The sequence below is a fragment of the Ochrobactrum sp. PL_is483 genome (assembly GCF_055816855.1).
Map to the genome: position 1 here is coordinate 65,925 of NZ_JBVPGS010000020.1, position 14,283 is coordinate 80,207.

Genomic DNA, 14,283 nt, shown 5'->3' on the forward strand with positions numbered 1-14,283 from the left:
TCAAATATCGTCCGTGTAAACGTCGCGGGTCAGGTTGGTCAGGTCGGGCGCGGGGCTGTTCTTGGCGAATTCAATCGCCTCGGCGATTTCCTTCTCCACTTCCGCACGTATCGCCTCGATCTCGGCATCGTCAATGAAGCCATAGGCTTTAAGATCGGCCTCGAAATGCGCGATCGGATCGCGATCATTCTGCCAATGCTCGATTTCTTCCTTGGTGCGATAACGGTTGCGGTCGCTCTTGGAATGCCCCCGGATGCGGTAGGTCTTGTTTTCAATCAGCGTTGGTCCGTCGCCGCGCCGTGCGCGTTCGGTGGCCTCGCTGACAGCCTCCGCCACTTCCGACAGATTATTGCCGTCAACGATCACGCCCGGCATATTATAGGCCGATGCACGGTCGGCAACATTGGCAACCGCTGTCGAGCGCTTGGTGGAGGTGGACATGCCGTAACCGTTGTTTTCGCACACGAAAACGACCGGAAGCTTCCAGACCGACGCCATATTGAGGGCTTCGTGGAAAGCACCCTCATTGTTCGCGCCATCCCCGAAGAACGACACGACGACCTTGCCGTTTTTCTGTTTCTTGGCGGAAAGCGCAGCGCCGACCGCAATCGGAATGCCGCCGCCGACAATACCGTTCGCGCCAAGGTTTCCCTTGGAAACATCGGCGATATGCATGGAGCCGCCACGCCCCTTGCAATAGCCGGTTTCCTTGCCGAAGAACTCGGCAAACATGCGCTTCACGTCCGCGCCTTTGGCGATGCAGTGGCCGTGACCGCGATGGGTGGATGTGATCATGTCGTCGTCGTTAAGCGGCAGACAGGAGCCCATCGCGCTTGCTTCCTGCCCGATGGAAAGATGCATCGTTCCGTGAATGAGGCCACGCGTGTAGCTTTCCTCCGCTCCCTCTTCAAAGCGCCTGATGAGATACATCTTGTGCAGCGCTTCTTTCAGCTGATCCGGCGAATAGGTGCGGAAGGCATAAGGCAGGTTGTGACGGTCGCCCGTATCCTGCGGCTCAACTTTTTTGGCTTGAACCATGGTGTTTGTCCTTACGCCCCGTAAACGAGCTTGTCTTGACGCGCGCGCAGCTCCGCAATCCTGGAACCGGGAGCCACAGCCGCATTATCGTAGGTAATGAGCTCGCCCTTCTTGATCGGCCTGGTCACGCTGCCTCCTTGCAGAAGCCCGCAGGGGATCGCATGCGCGCTACGCGCTTCGCCGGACGTCATGATCCATGCGCGGTAGCAATATTCGCCAATGGCATCGAGCTTTTCGCCCGGCTGCATGTCCTTCTTTGCAACTGCGGCCACTTCCGCGACCGGCTTTGAAAGCGGCACCATGTCCGGCTTGCCGTAGAGCACCACGCGGGCGCAGGTCAGCGGCACTTCAAGGGACGTCAGGTGATAGGGGCGATGGAATGTGAAATATGGACCCTTGCCCATTTTCAAGTCTTCCATGCGCTCAGAAATGCGTGGATGCGACATGTCGGCCACGACAAACACGCCCGGAGCAACGCCCTTGCCGATGGAATAATCCACCACGCCGACCTTCGACAGCACGCCGCCGTCCTTTTCGGGGATCAGTGTCTTGTTGAGCTGGTCGAGCGTTGCGGCGGGGCCATGCATGCCTGCCTTGTCCGGGACAAGACCGGTGGCGTTGGCGATGGCGGCCATTTCGACCATGGTTTTCGAACCATCGACGAATTCCACCAACATGCGCACATTCATGTTACGGCGCGTGGCTTCTTCCATATATTGGTCGGGAACAGCATCGATGTTGAGCGGATTATTCTTGCCCTTGCCCGCCGCCACAATCGGATGGCCCATGGCGGTCACGAATTCGATCAGTTCCATGCAGGATGACGGCTCATCGCCAGCCCCTAGCGAATAGGTGACGCCGAGACGTTCCGCTTCCGCTTTCAGGTAAGCGCCGATCGTCACGTCCGCTTCGACATTCATCATGACGAGATGCTTGCCATGCTCCATCGCGCGCAGGCCGATTTCGGCGCCGACAGCCGGAACACCGGTTGCATCGATCACGACGTCGATAAGATCGTTTTCGAGAATCAGATCGGCATTGTCGGTTACGGCGATCTTGCGCGCTTCCATGGCAGCGGTCAGATCGGAAGCGGTGGAAACCTCGCGGCCGTGGCCTTCTTCCCGGAATGCAATATCGACGGCTTTCAGGGCATTGGGAATGCGCAGTTCTGAGATGGCGCCAACCTCGATGCCCGGCATATGCGCAACGCGCGTGACAATATCGGTGCCCATTTCGCCGGAACCAATCAGTCCGATACGGATTGGCCGCCCGCTATCTGCGCGCGCCTGCATGTCACGCGCCAAACCTGTCAACGCCACATTGGTTGCCATCGCTTCCTCCTGAACCTCCCTGCAAAAATTCTCGCAGTCTCCTCTGGCACCTTACCGATTAATGAACATTTGTTTCTAAGTCAATACGTGTGTTCATTTTATTGTCGCAGGCGCTCCCACCGAGATGCCATATTGTTATTCAACTTTGGTTTGATATAGAATACAAATGTTCTGCCGTTTCGCCTCTTTCACACTTTGAAACGTCGAGACGTGCGAGCTAATAATGGCGTTCTGATAGCTCGGCGCACTTTGGGAAAGTGCTCCGGGGGGAGGAGAAATAAATGGACGCATTTCTGAGCGGGCTAAAGTCGGCTATCGACACACTTGGGGCAACGGTTCTGCTGCCCATCGTCATTTTCATCATTGCCGTCATACTCGGCGCGAAAGTGGGCAAAGCCTTCCGCGCAGCAGTGACCATCGGTGTGGCTTTCATCGGCATCAATCTGGTTCTGGGTCTCATGTTCACCTCCATCGGTGAAGTGGCGCAGGCAATCGTCACCAATACCGGCATCAAGCGCGATATCGTCGATGTCGGCTGGCCCTCGGCTGCGGCGATCGCTTTTGGATCGTCGGTGGGCTTGTGGGTCATTCCGGTCGGCATTCTCATCAACATCGCGCTTCTGCTGCTGCGCTGGACGCGCACGCTGAATGTGGACGTGTGGAATTTCTGGCACTTTGCCTTTGTCGGCTCACTGGTCGTCGCTGCAACGGACAATCTCGCCTACGGCATCATCATTGCAGCACTCGTTGCCGCTCTATCCCTGTTGTTTGCAGACTGGTCCGCGCGCGCCGTTCAGCAATTTTATGGCGTACCAGGCGTTTCCGTGCCGCATCTGGCTTCCGCGCAGATTCTGCCGATTGCGATCATCCTCAACTGGATCATGGACCGCATTCCCGGCATCAACAAAATCAATATCAGCACCGAAACCATCGAACGCCGCTTCGGTGTGTTCGGCGAACCGGTCGTGCTTGGCCTGATCATCGGTTTGGTGCTCGGGCTCATAGCATTTTACAATGCGGGCGATTTCGGCACCGTTCTCGCCAAGGTTCTCGGCACCGGCATGACGCTTGCAGCGGTCATGCTGCTTCTGCCGCGCATGGTCAAAATCCTGATGGAAGGCCTGTTGCCCGTGTCGGATGCCGCACAGGAATTCGTGCGCAAGCGCACCGGCGACCGTGAACTTCTCGTCGGCCTCGACTCGGCAATTCTCATCGGGCATCCGGCGGCGATTTCGTCCTCGCTCATTCTCGTGCCGATTGCGATCATCCTGTCGGTTATCCTGCCGGGCAACCGCGTGATCCTGTTCGCAGACCTTGCCGTTATTCCCTTCATTGTCGCCATGACGGCCCCGCTCCTGAAGGGAAACGTTTTCCGCATGGTTGTCGTCGGAACGATTACGCTGGCCATCGGCTTCTATGTAGCCAATGCGCTTGCACCATTGTTTACCAGCGCTGCCGTTTCGTCGGGCTTCAAGCTGCCTGAAAACGCCCTGCAAATTACGTCTGTGGTCGATGGTTTCCTGTGGGTGCCATATGTCATCATCTCGGCCATCCAGTGGCTTGGTGCTATCGGTATCGCGGTGATTGCCGTTGTTATTGCAGCACTTTTCATGCTCTATCGTCGCAACACACTGGCATGGGAACGCGCCGCAGGCGCCGAGGACGAACCGGCGGACGAATTTGTTGCCTGACGGCAGCAATGATCGGCGCAAGAATCAAAGTCGCACGTCGCAATCGGCGTGCGACCTTCTTTAAACGGAGAATGGAATGGCAGCCGGCCTGATTGAGTTTCTCGACCCGCAAGCAATCGAGCTTCAGAGCGAAGCAAAAACCAATGAAGAAATTATCCGCATACTCGCGGGCAAACTGGAAAAGCTCGGCTATGTAAAGGCGAGCTATGCCGACGCCGTTGTCAGCCGTGAACTGTCGATGCCAACGGGACTGCCGCTTGAGCGCGACGAGAATGTCGCCGTGCCTCACACCGACCCCGAGCATGTCCTCAAGGCCGGAATTGCTTTGGCGACACTGAGATCACCAATTGAATTTGCCAATATGGAAGACCCTGAAGAAGCTGTTCCCGTTGGATTAGTCTTTCTGCTTGCCATCAATGACAAGGACAAACAGATTGAAACCCTGCAGCAGATTATGGCGACCATACAGAATGCTGACGCACTCGATAGGCTGAAAGCGGCGCGCACGCTGGAAGACGTCCAATCCGCGTTGCAATGAAACGCGCTCTCAATAAATGAACCTGGAGGAACCCATGGCCAGAATAAAAACAATCCTCTTCGCTTGCGGCACGGGTGTGGCGACATCCACGGCGGTGAACGCGACCGTTACCGAAGAAATGAAAAAGCGCGGGCTAACCTTCAATGCCCAGCAGGCGAAGGCAACGGAAGTCGCTTCACTGGCCGACAACGTGGATTTCATTGTTTCCACCACGCCTATTTCGGCTTCGGTAACCAAGCCTGTCATCAAGGGATTGCCCTTCCTCACCGGCATCGGCAAGGATCAGGTTCTCGACCAGATCGAGGCTGAACTGCGCAAGTAATATCTTGACGGTCTGCGGGTTACAGCAAGGAAGGAGCGGCTACGGCCGCTCCTTCTCGGTTTCAGCTCAAGAAGAGGCCTGCTCGGGCATCCTCGGCAAACTCGTCAGAAGCTTCCTCGTATAGCTATGTTGCGGGTCGGAAAGAATATCCCGCGTATTGCCCTGTTCCACAATCCGCCCCTGTTCCAGAACGATCAGCCGTTCACATAGCAGCGCGACCAGCGCAATGTCGTGCGACACCACCACGAAAGTAGTCCGTTCCGAAAGCGAACGCATGAGTTCGATGATGCGGGCGCGCGTCGTCAGGTCGAGTGCACTCACCACCTCATCGGCGATGATGAGATCGGGCTTCGAGACGATCGCCCGGGCAATAGCGATGCGCTGGCGCTGGCCGCCGGAAAACTCGTGCGGATAACGGCGAGCCGCATCCGCAGGCAGATCGACGGAAGCAAGCGCCTGCGCAACAGCCTGTGCAATATCGGTCTGGATTTTCAGGGACCGCAGCGGTTCTGCGATAATGTCGAATACGCGCTGACGCGGGTCGAGCGATGAATAGGGGTCCTGAAATACCGCCTGCACCGAACGGCGGAAATCGCGCATGAAACTGCGATTGCGAATATCCAGCAGGTTGCCGCGAAACGAGACATTTCCTGAAGAGGCGCGCTGCAATCCGAGCAGCAATTTCAGCATGGTCGTCTTGCCCGAACCGGACTCACCGACAATGCCGAGATTGCTTCCGGTCTCAAGCTTCAAATCCACCTCATGCAGGACCGTCTTGCCCCCGGGATAGGCGAATGAAACACGCGAAAGGTCCATCAATGTCATCGCGCAACCTCCAACGCAGCATCGAATGCCCGCGCCGCAGCCACGAGCCCCTGCGTATAGGGTTGCTGCGGGTCGGTGAAGAGCCTTGTGACCGGCCCTTCTTCTATAAGTTGGCCGTGCCGCAGAACCAGCGCGCGTTGAGTGACTGTAGCGACCACCGGCAAATCGTGGCTGATGAACAGAAGCCCCATCCCTTCGTCGCGCACCAGTTGCTCCAGCAGTTTCAAAATTTCGGCCTGCGTGGTGACATCGAGCGCCGTCGTCGGCTCATCCGCAATCAAAAGTCTGGGGCGGCAGGCGAGAGCCATGGCGATGGCCGCACGCTGGCGCTGCCCGCCCGATATTTCATGCGGCCAGGATCGGGCTATACGTTCCGGGTCCGGCAGGGACACGCGTTCCAGAAGCGCGTGGGCTTGAGTATTCACTTCACTCTTTCCCAGCCTGCGCCCGTCACGAGCGGCGCGCCGATGGACGACCAGACCAACCTGCTTGCCGATCCGCATCAGCGGGTCGAGCGCCGTCATCGGCTCCTGAAACACCGTTGCCACGCTCTGGCCGCGCAACGGCACCAGATCGCGGTCGCGCGCGCCTATCACCTGATGGCCATCAAGCATGAGCGATCCGCTTGCGCGCATCCCGTCCGGCAGCAGTCCCATGATGGCAAGGGCCGTCAACGACTTGCCTGAACCGGACTCGCCGATCAGTCCGACCCGTTCCCCCTGCCCGACCGACAGCGAAACGCCCGAGACCAGCGACTTCCCGCCGGTTTCGATATGAAGGTTCTCTACTTGCAGCAAAGCGCTCAACGTCGCCTCCTTCGCGTCGGGTCAGCCACGTCCCTCAGGCCGTCTGCGAACAGATTGAGCCCGATCACCAGCGACACGAGCGCCAGACCGGGCGCTATGGCGCCAAAGGGCGCCGTATAAACCGACGCCTGCGCTTCCTGAAGAAGCCGCCCCCAGGATGAGTTGGGCGGCGGTGCGCCGAGACCGAGATAGGAAAGCGATGCTTCGGCAATGACCGCCAGCCCGAACTGGAGAGCGAAATTCACGATCAATGTCGGCCAGATATTCGGCAACACATGGATGCGAACCAATCCGAGCCACGACGTGCCGGAAATGCGCGAGGCCGTGATGTAATCCATCGCCAGAACCCGCTTGGCAAGAATGCGGGTCAGACGCGCCACAATGGCCGAGCCGGCAATACCAATGGCCACTATCGCTGTCGTGAGGCTGGCGCCATCGCTGGAAGCGACGATCAACATGGCCAGCAACAACGTGGGGAAGGCAATCAGAATATCGAGCGTCGCAGCCAGAACGTCATCGAGCGTCTGTGTCGCAAACGCGGCAAGGACACCCAGCGTCACGCCAATCACCGCGCTGATCGCGACCGCCCCGCAGCCGACGACAAGCGCAATGCGCGAACCGACCATGATCTGGGTCATCAGATCGCGCCCCAAACGATCCGTACCGGCCCAATGCAGCCATGAAGGCGCCTCCAGCCGCCCGCCCACCATTTCGCCGACACCGTAAGGCGTCCACACCAGCGTGAGAAGCGCGACAACCAGATGCACTCCGAGCAGCAACCCTCCCGCGACCAGCGGCCATGGCAGACGCCAGGCTGGCTTGGGATTTGAAATTCCCATTTCCACAGGCTCCGTCATGCTCGCTCTCCGGCAGATCGCTGGCGCAGGCGTGGGTCAATCAGCCGTTGCAGCAGGTCCGCGGCAAAGCCGACCAGCAGCACCAGAAGCGTGGAGACAAACAGGACACCCTGAACGTTGGGATAGTCGCGCTGCTCGATGCCGAGCAGGAGCATCGAACCGAGGCCAGGGAGCGAGAATACGCGCTCGACCACAACCGCACCCAGCAATGTCGATGCAAGCTCGATCCCCAGAATGGAGATCACGGGCACTGCGCCGTTGCGGATACCGTGACGGACAAGCGCCTGCGAGAATGTCGCGCCAAGCGCACGCGCGGTGCGAAGATAATCGCTGCCAAGCACATCCTGCGTGGCGGAACGAACATAACGGATCAAAGACGCCGACATGACGATGGCAATGGTCGCGACAGGCAATACCAGCGACTGGAACGCGGCAGGCGCTGTCTGCCAACCGCGCGATGGAAAGCCGCCAGAGGGAAACAGCCTCAACTTAACGGCAAAAACCCAGACCAGCAGAATGCCGATCCAGAAAACCGGCACGGCGATGCCCAACTGGGAAACGACAGATATGAGCGATCCATACCAGCGGTTCTGGCGCACGACCGACAGAATGCCGAGTGGCACCGCGATGATGATAGCAACGAGAAATGCCATCAGCGTCAACGGCACGGTCACGATCAACCGCTTGCCGATTTCGCCGAGAACCGGCGCTCCGCTCACAAAGGAATTACCGAGATCGAAGCGCAAAAGACTGCCGATAAAGCGCAGGAATTGTTCATAGAGCGGCAGGTCCGACCCGACCTGCTTGCGTGCGGCTTCGATCTGCGCTGCATCCGCGCCGACGGAAACAAGCGCATTGGCAGGATCGCCCGGCAACAGGCGCAGCAGCAGAAACAGCACGATCGATGCGATGAGAACCGACAGGACCAATATGGCCGAGCGGCGTATGATATAGGCGAAAATAGCGTTTACCTCTCCGATGTGAGGGGCAGCGCTCGGACCCTCATGCAATTGCGACAACGCCGCCGGAAACTAATTCAGGCGGCGCGCGCTGTCGAGTTCATGTTCTCGATATCGACAGGCGGTTATTACTCCGCCTTCACGATGTCATAGGCGAAGAATTGCGAATTCAGGCCGTTGACCGGATAACCGCTGACCGATTTCCTTGAAACGACGATCTGCGGATAGAGATAGAACCAGTTGCTGGCCGCATCCTCGGCGATGATCTTGTTGGCCTCGGTCAGTTTCGCCGTCTGTTCGTCCGTGGTCGCGCTCGCTTCCGCTTCTTTGACGAGATCGACAACCTTCGGATTGTTATAGCCCCAGTAGAAATCAGGATTGCCGTAGAACACGATGTCGCGATGGTTCACATGTTCCTGCAAGGTTGCCTGGAAATCATGCGCCTTGTAGACCTTCGTGTACCACTCATTGGCGGTAATGACGTTGATCTTGACCGTCACGCCGATCTTGGCCAGCTCGCTCTGGATGAACTGCGCGGCAATCGGGTGCGGATCGTAGTTCGGCGTATCGATGGTGAAGGTGAAGCCATCCGGATAACCGGCTTCCTTCAACAGTTCCTTGGCGCTTTCAGGATCATAGGCGTCAACCTTTGTAAGATCGACATACCACGGATCGGTCGGCGGCACGAAGGAACCGATCAGCGTGCCGTAATCGCCCCAGACGGCCTTCAAAAGCTTTTGATCGTCGATAGCACGGGCAAGCGCCTTGCGCACTTTCACATTGTCGAAGGGTGCAACGCGGTCATTATAGGCCAACAGCAGCTTGGTGGTGGACTGTCCTTCGCTGAGGGTGAAATCAGGATTATCCTTGAACTGGGCCAGCGAATCCGGGCTTTGAACCGACGTGATAATATCGACGGACCCAGTCAGCAACGCATTGTTGAGCGCGCTGGCGTCGGTGAAATACTGGAATACGACCTCGCCGTTTTTCGGCTTGGCGCCCCAATATTTATCGAAGCGCTTCATCGACAGCGACGAACCGCGACGCCAGTCTTCCAGCTCGTAAGGTCCGGTTCCGTCTTCCTTCGACTGCAAATCCTTCGCTTCGTCGTTTACCACCCATACATAGCTCAGATTATATGGCAGGGAGATGGAGCGCGACGACAGCTTGACGACAACCGTCTCGTCGTCAGGGGTCTCGATAGCCGAGATGGATTTGAGGCTGCTTTTACGCGAGCTTTTCGATTCCGGCGCGGCAACGCGCTCGATGGAAAACTTCACATCCCTGGAAGTCAGCGGCGCGCCCGAGTGAAACGTTACGCCCGGCTGCAGCTTGAACGTATAGGTCAGCCCGTCGTCGCTGACTTTGTAATCCTTCGACAGCACCGGCTCGACCTTTCCGTCATCGGCCAGCCGAAACAGCGCTTCATAGACATTGCCGTTGAAGGCTTCGTTGATGCCCTGCCCTGCGCCTGCGGTATTATCGAGGTTCTGCGGCTCATAGAGCGAACCAATATTGATTGTCGCGTCTGGGTCGCTTTCCTGCGCCAGCGCCTGGCTGAACGATCCGGCGCCAAGCGCCACGGCCAATGCCGCGCTCAGCCCCCAGTAAGCCAATCCGGGTTTGCGATTACGAATGTTGAAGCCGCCCATATTATTCTCCTGCGTGGAAAGTGCCCTTGCGGGCTCTCCGTCAGAGCATTTCCCGTTCTATCGGGAATGCTCTATCTATTTGTTTTTACGCCTGCCTCATTTCGAAACCGGTACCGCTTTCGAGAAACATGCCTTGACGACGGTTATACCGCGACGGAGAGAGCATCGGTAAGCGGCGACACGATGAGATAGTGAGAATTATTAGAAATTTATTCTATAAAGAGTCAATCGATTGGATAAATCATCCGGACGCCAGCTCGGACCATCCGATATAAGCCACACCGACAAAGCACCAACCTTGAGAGATCAGCCATGAGCTATATGGATAGGCACCGCGTTCAGGAACTGCTTACCGCGGAAGGACTGGATGCACTGGTGCTTTTTCAGCCTGAAAATTTTCGCTATGCCACGGGGATTGCGGCAGGCGTGGCGACAATGTGGGGGCGCGCCGGATCGGCCATAGCGCTTGTTCCGGCAGACGCATCGGCGCAACTTGGCGCGATTGCCAGCGATCAGGCGCTGGCAGCGGCTGGCGCCACGGCGGATGAAATCGACCTCCGCTCGCACAGAATCTGGATCGATGCCGTTACGGTTCACGGTGCCCGCACGATAGAAGACATCAACCTGGCTTATCGCGAGAGCGGCAATATCGGACCGCGCCCGGAAACCTTCGACCAGACAGCAGCCTTTCAACTGCTTGCCGACATGATTGCCGAACGGGGCCTTGCTCGGGCGAGCATCGGGATCGACCTGGAATTCGTACCCGCCGCCGATTTTGAACACCTGAAAGCAGCCCTGCCTTCGGTTCGTTGGCGCGATGCTTCCGGCATCGTCAAGCAGTTGCGCCTGATAAAGAGCGCCCGCGAGATCGAGTTTCTGCGCAATGCCGCCCATTATGCGGAAAGCGGTTTGCAGGAAATGGTGGCGAAAGCGCGTTCCGGTGCCACGGCGGCGGAACTTTCCGACGCCTGGCTCACCGGCGCAACCAGTGCCGCCAAGGCGAAGGGCCAAAGCCTGTCCGGTCACTGGGCCTATATTTCGGTCGGGCCGAACCTCCAGAACCCGGCGGCACCACTGGCGGAAGGCGGTCTCATCAAGGCCGATATCGGCACGCTGGTAAACGGCTATTCTTCAGATGGCGCCCGCACCTTTGTCCACGGCGAGCCTGCGCCCCTTGCCACGCAGATTTACGACGCGCTTTTCGAAACCTTCCATGCCGGCATCGCCTTGCTGAAGCCCGGCAATACATTCGGACAGGTCCACGAAACAATGCTTTCCACCATGCGGCGTCGTGGTTTTAGCGAATATTATCGCGGGCATTTCGGGCACTCAGTCGGCTCCGCGCTCGGGATCGAGGAATGGCCTTTCATCTCGCACGGCAACAACATGGTCTTGGAACCGAACATGGTGCTGGCTGTTGAAGCCCCGTTCTATGCAAACGGTTTGGGGGCGCTGATGATCGAGGAACAATTCCTCATCACCGCAGACGGGGCGGAAACGATGAACGCTCTTTCGCGCGATCTGGTCTCGATAGGCTGACCAAAACGGTATGCGGCCTGCTTTGGGCGCTCTTTGCGCGCGAAGCGAGGCCGTGGTTGGCCTCACTTCATGCGAGCAACAAATAGCTTCATTATAAAGGCAACAATTATCTTCATTTGACTTTCCTTTTGTTTTCGATTTTCATTGTTTGGCTTTCACACACGCAAAGGCTGAACGTGTGGATCAGGTGGAGGAACATGTCAGTTGCTAATGCGCATGCCCTCTTCTCAGACAAAAGCTGCAAGCTATATGCTTATCCAGGTAATCCAACTCGAGTGTTTTCGAGCATAGGTCGCGGCTCCACAGCCGCGCCTGCTGACGGGCGCTCATCAAGCATCTGGTCGGGCGTTGTGGTAAGTTGGGCGGAGCCTTTGGCGAAACCTCTCTTCGGCAACGCTCGGAACGGCTTTGGAATATGCATGTTTTCCGAACAGGCACGGAAACGGCCTGTAGAACACAAGTTGCTCATAAGGGATGAGGCACAGTCCCTTGAAGTCCATATTGAGAGGATTTGCCAATAAGCGCAATAATTCCGACGGTTGGAGGAGGCCTCGGGACATATGCTGGAACTGCGTAATATCTCGAAGACGGTCGGTGGAGCCGCTCATATCCATCCGACAAATCTGGTCCTGCCACGCGGGAGCCTGAATGTGCTGCTCGGACCAACCTTGTCCGGCAAGACCTCCCTCATGCGCCTCATGGCTGGTCTGGACAAGCCAAGCGAAGGCTCAATTCTGTTCGACGGGCAGGATGTTACCGGCATGCCCGTACAGAAGCGCAATGTGGCGATGGTCTATCAGCAGTTTATCAACTACCCGGCTTTGACCGTTTACGAAAACATCGCTTCGCCGATGCGTATCGCAGGAAAGTCACCGTCTGAAATCGACAGTGAGGTTCGCAAGGCGGCTGAGCTTCTGAAGCTGACGCCCTATCTTGACCGGACACCGCTTAACCTTTCCGGCGGCCAGCAACAGCGCACTGCGATTGCACGTGCCATCGTAAAGAAGGCCAATCTGGTTCTGCTCGACGAACCGCTGGCCAATCTCGACTACAAGCTGCGTGAAGAATTACGCGAGGAGTTGCCGCGCATCTTCGCCGAATCCGGCGCCATCTTTGTCTACGCAACAACCGAACCTTCCGAAGCCTTGCTGCTTGGCGGCAATACGGCGGCACTGTCGGAAGGCCACATCACACAGTTTGGCAAAACAATCGACGTCTATCGCCGCCCGCTCGACCTCATCACAGCACGCACATTTGCCGATCCACCGTTGAACACGGCTCGCATGGTCAAGTCAGGCGATCGGTTCCTGCGGGCCGATCGCCCGGCCATCGCCGTGCCCAGCCAGTTGGCCCATATAAGTGATGGACCGCTGACCATCGCGTTTCAGCCGCATCATCTGCTCGTCCGCCCAGCGGAGAACGCTACAGTTCCTATCCGGGCCCGCACACTGGTGTCCGAAATCGCAGGATCGGAAAGCTTCATCCATCTCGATTACGAAGGTGATCGCTGGGTCATGCTGGCGCACGGAATCCAGATCATCGAACCGGACCGCGAGATCGAAGTCTACCTCGACACGCGGCATCTGATGGCATTCGACGAGACCGGTCACGCTGTCGGTCACGCGGCCGGTTTGGCGGCATAGGAGGACGGCGATGGCACGCATCACACTCGATCATATCCGCCACGCCTATAATGCCAAGGCGCAGGCCGCAGGCGAATACGCCCTGAACATGGTCAATCATGAGTGGGAGGACGGCAGTGCCTATGCGCTGCTCGGCCCGTCCGGCTGCGGAAAGACAACACTGCTCAATATCATCTCCGGTCTTCTGAAGCCGACCGAGGGGCGTATCCTCTTCGATGGGCGGGACGTGACCGGCCTGGCGACCGAAGACCGCAACATTGCGCAGGTGTTCCAGTTTCCCGTCGTTTACGACACGATGACTGTTTTCGACAACCTCGCCTTTCCTTTGCGTAACCGACGCATGCCGGAAGCGGAAGTGGAACGCCGCGTCAAGGACATTCTCGAAATGACGGACCTCGGCGGCATTGCCCGGCGAAGGGCACGCGGACTGACCGCCGATCAGAAGCAGAAGATTTCACTGGGTCGAGGTCTGGTACGCGCAAGCGTGAACGCGATCCTGTTCGATGAACCGCTGACGGTCATCGATCCACACATGAAATGGGTGCTGCGTTCGCAGCTGAAGCGCCTGCACCGTCAATCTGGTTTCACCATGGTTTATGTCACGCATGACCAGACGGAGGCACTGACATTCGCCGACAGGGTGGTGGTGATGCACAATGGAGAGATCGTGCAGATCGGCACGCCCGCTGAACTGTTCGAGCGCCCAAAGCATACATTCGTCGGCTATTTCATCGGCTCCCCGGGCATGAACCTCATGCCCGCCCGGATTGACGGCCAGACTGCCACGGTCGGCGCGCAAACTATCCCACTGCCCGGCATTCCTCAGATTGGCCATTCAACACAAATCGAGCTCGGCATCCGACCAGAGTTTATAAAGCTCGGCCGTGAAGGCATGCGGATCCGTGTCGACAAGATCGAGGATATCGGGCGTTACCGCATCGTGCGCGCCGGCTTCGAGGGGCAGAAACTGGCCGTGGTGGTCGGCGAGGATGAGGACATACCGGCCGAACCGCGTGTGACCTTCGATCCGAAAGCTATCGGCATATTTGCAGATTCCTGGCGCGTGGGGATGGAGGGCTGAC

At 57.8% G+C, this 14,283-nt stretch carries 13 protein-coding genes; 6 read left to right on the plus strand and 7 right to left on the minus strand.

Annotation, left to right across the window (positions count from 1 at the left end):
* Window positions 1–1,038 (minus strand): thiamine pyrophosphate-dependent dehydrogenase E1 component subunit alpha, encoded by a 1,038-nt coding sequence (locus tag AC0TNJ_RS01905; RefSeq protein ID WP_473770056.1) that lies wholly within the window; start codon window positions 1,036–1,038, stop codon window positions 1–3.
* Window positions 1,039–1,049: 11 nt separating this feature from the next.
* Complete coding sequence (locus AC0TNJ_RS01910) at window positions 1,050–2,369, minus strand: NAD(P)H-dependent oxidoreductase (RefSeq protein ID WP_473770057.1); 1,320 nt, start codon at window positions 2,367–2,369, stop codon at window positions 1,050–1,052.
* A gap of 281 nt (window positions 2,370–2,650) precedes the next feature.
* Between AC0TNJ_RS01910 and AC0TNJ_RS01915 the strand changes: the two genes are divergently transcribed.
* The 3 genes from AC0TNJ_RS01915 to AC0TNJ_RS01925 all read left to right on the plus strand — a co-directional run bounded on the left by AC0TNJ_RS01915 (window position 2,651) and on the right by AC0TNJ_RS01925 (window position 4,920).
* A complete protein-coding gene (locus tag AC0TNJ_RS01915; protein WP_473770058.1) occupies window positions 2,651–4,060 on the plus strand; it encodes a PTS galactitol transporter subunit IIC in 1,410 nt (469 codons plus the stop codon).
* 76 nt (window positions 4,061–4,136) lie between these two features.
* The gene (locus tag AC0TNJ_RS01920) at window positions 4,137–4,598 is read left to right on the plus strand and encodes a PTS sugar transporter subunit IIA (protein ID WP_473770059.1); all 462 of its coding nucleotides are present in this window, start codon (window positions 4,137–4,139) and stop codon (window positions 4,596–4,598) included.
* A 34-nt stretch (window positions 4,599–4,632) separates the two neighbouring features.
* Window positions 4,633–4,920, plus strand: a complete 288-nt coding sequence (locus AC0TNJ_RS01925; protein WP_061345673.1) for a PTS sugar transporter subunit IIB — start codon at window positions 4,633–4,635, stop codon at window positions 4,918–4,920.
* Between the two features lie 66 nt (window positions 4,921–4,986).
* Here the strand turns inward: AC0TNJ_RS01925 and AC0TNJ_RS01930 are convergent, their stop codons facing one another.
* From AC0TNJ_RS01930 to AC0TNJ_RS01950, 5 genes are all read right to left on the minus strand, one after another.
* On the minus strand, window positions 4,987–5,745 hold the full coding sequence (locus AC0TNJ_RS01930; protein WP_473770060.1) for an ABC transporter ATP-binding protein: 759 nt from the start codon (window positions 5,743–5,745) through the stop codon (window positions 4,987–4,989).
* Window positions 5,742–6,551, minus strand: coding sequence for an ATP-binding cassette domain-containing protein (locus AC0TNJ_RS01935; protein WP_473770061.1), 810 nt, complete (start codon window positions 6,549–6,551; stop codon window positions 5,742–5,744). The genes AC0TNJ_RS01930 and AC0TNJ_RS01935 overlap by 4 nt, the downstream gene beginning before the upstream one ends.
* Window positions 6,548–7,408 (minus strand): ABC transporter permease, encoded by an 861-nt coding sequence (locus AC0TNJ_RS01940; protein WP_122002151.1) that lies wholly within the window; start codon window positions 7,406–7,408, stop codon window positions 6,548–6,550. Before AC0TNJ_RS01940 ends, AC0TNJ_RS01935 begins: the two co-directional genes overlap by 4 nt.
* Window positions 7,405–8,358, minus strand: a complete 954-nt coding sequence (locus AC0TNJ_RS01945) for an ABC transporter permease (protein ID WP_473770082.1) — start codon at window positions 8,356–8,358, stop codon at window positions 7,405–7,407. The genes AC0TNJ_RS01940 and AC0TNJ_RS01945 overlap by 4 nt, the downstream gene beginning before the upstream one ends.
* A 137-nt stretch (window positions 8,359–8,495) precedes the next feature.
* Window positions 8,496–10,019, minus strand: coding sequence for an ABC transporter substrate-binding protein (locus tag AC0TNJ_RS01950; protein WP_122002152.1), 1,524 nt, complete (start codon window positions 10,017–10,019; stop codon window positions 8,496–8,498).
* Between the two features lie 312 nt (window positions 10,020–10,331).
* Here AC0TNJ_RS01950 and AC0TNJ_RS01955 point away from each other — a divergent pair, with 312 nt between their 5' ends.
* The 3 genes from AC0TNJ_RS01955 to AC0TNJ_RS01965 all read left to right on the plus strand — a co-directional run bounded on the left by AC0TNJ_RS01955 (window position 10,332) and on the right by AC0TNJ_RS01965 (window position 14,282).
* Window positions 10,332–11,558: a M24 family metallopeptidase gene (locus AC0TNJ_RS01955; RefSeq protein ID WP_473767142.1), complete on the plus strand. Its 1,227-nt coding sequence runs from the start codon at window positions 10,332–10,334 to the stop codon at window positions 11,556–11,558.
* Window positions 11,559–12,118: 560 nt separating this feature from the next.
* The gene (locus AC0TNJ_RS01960) at window positions 12,119–13,201 is read left to right on the plus strand and encodes an ABC transporter ATP-binding protein (RefSeq protein WP_473770062.1); all 1,083 of its coding nucleotides are present in this window, start codon (window positions 12,119–12,121) and stop codon (window positions 13,199–13,201) included.
* Between the two features lie 10 nt (window positions 13,202–13,211).
* Window positions 13,212–14,282, plus strand: a complete 1,071-nt coding sequence (locus AC0TNJ_RS01965; RefSeq protein WP_473770063.1) for an ABC transporter ATP-binding protein — start codon at window positions 13,212–13,214, stop codon at window positions 14,280–14,282.
* Window position 14,283 lies beyond the last annotated feature (1 nt).

Excerpts from the sequence above, each read along its gene's own strand:
- AC0TNJ_RS01905 (WP_473770056.1), bottom strand. The coding sequence starts at position 1,038 with ATGGTTCAAGCCAAAAAAGTTGAGCCGCAGGATACGGGCGACCGTCAC.
- AC0TNJ_RS01910 (WP_473770057.1), bottom strand. The coding sequence starts at position 2,369 with ATGGCAACCAATGTGGCGTTGACAGGTTTGGCGCGTGACATGCAGGCG.
- AC0TNJ_RS01915 (WP_473770058.1), top strand. The coding sequence starts at position 2,651 with ATGGACGCATTTCTGAGCGGGCTAAAGTCGGCTATCGACACACTTGGG.
- AC0TNJ_RS01920 (WP_473770059.1), top strand. The coding sequence starts at position 4,137 with ATGGCAGCCGGCCTGATTGAGTTTCTCGACCCGCAAGCAATCGAGCTT.
- AC0TNJ_RS01925 (WP_061345673.1), top strand. The coding sequence starts at position 4,633 with ATGGCCAGAATAAAAACAATCCTCTTCGCTTGCGGCACGGGTGTGGCG.
- AC0TNJ_RS01930 (WP_473770060.1), bottom strand. The coding sequence starts at position 5,745 with ATGACATTGATGGACCTTTCGCGTGTTTCATTCGCCTATCCCGGGGGC.
- AC0TNJ_RS01940 (WP_122002151.1), bottom strand. The coding sequence starts at position 7,408 with ATGACGGAGCCTGTGGAAATGGGAATTTCAAATCCCAAGCCAGCCTGG.
- AC0TNJ_RS01950 (WP_122002152.1), bottom strand. The coding sequence starts at position 10,019 with ATGGGCGGCTTCAACATTCGTAATCGCAAACCCGGATTGGCTTACTGG.
- AC0TNJ_RS01955 (WP_473767142.1), top strand. The coding sequence starts at position 10,332 with ATGAGCTATATGGATAGGCACCGCGTTCAGGAACTGCTTACCGCGGAA.
- AC0TNJ_RS01960 (WP_473770062.1), top strand. The coding sequence starts at position 12,119 with ATGCTGGAACTGCGTAATATCTCGAAGACGGTCGGTGGAGCCGCTCAT.
- AC0TNJ_RS01965 (WP_473770063.1), top strand. The coding sequence starts at position 13,212 with ATGGCACGCATCACACTCGATCATATCCGCCACGCCTATAATGCCAAG.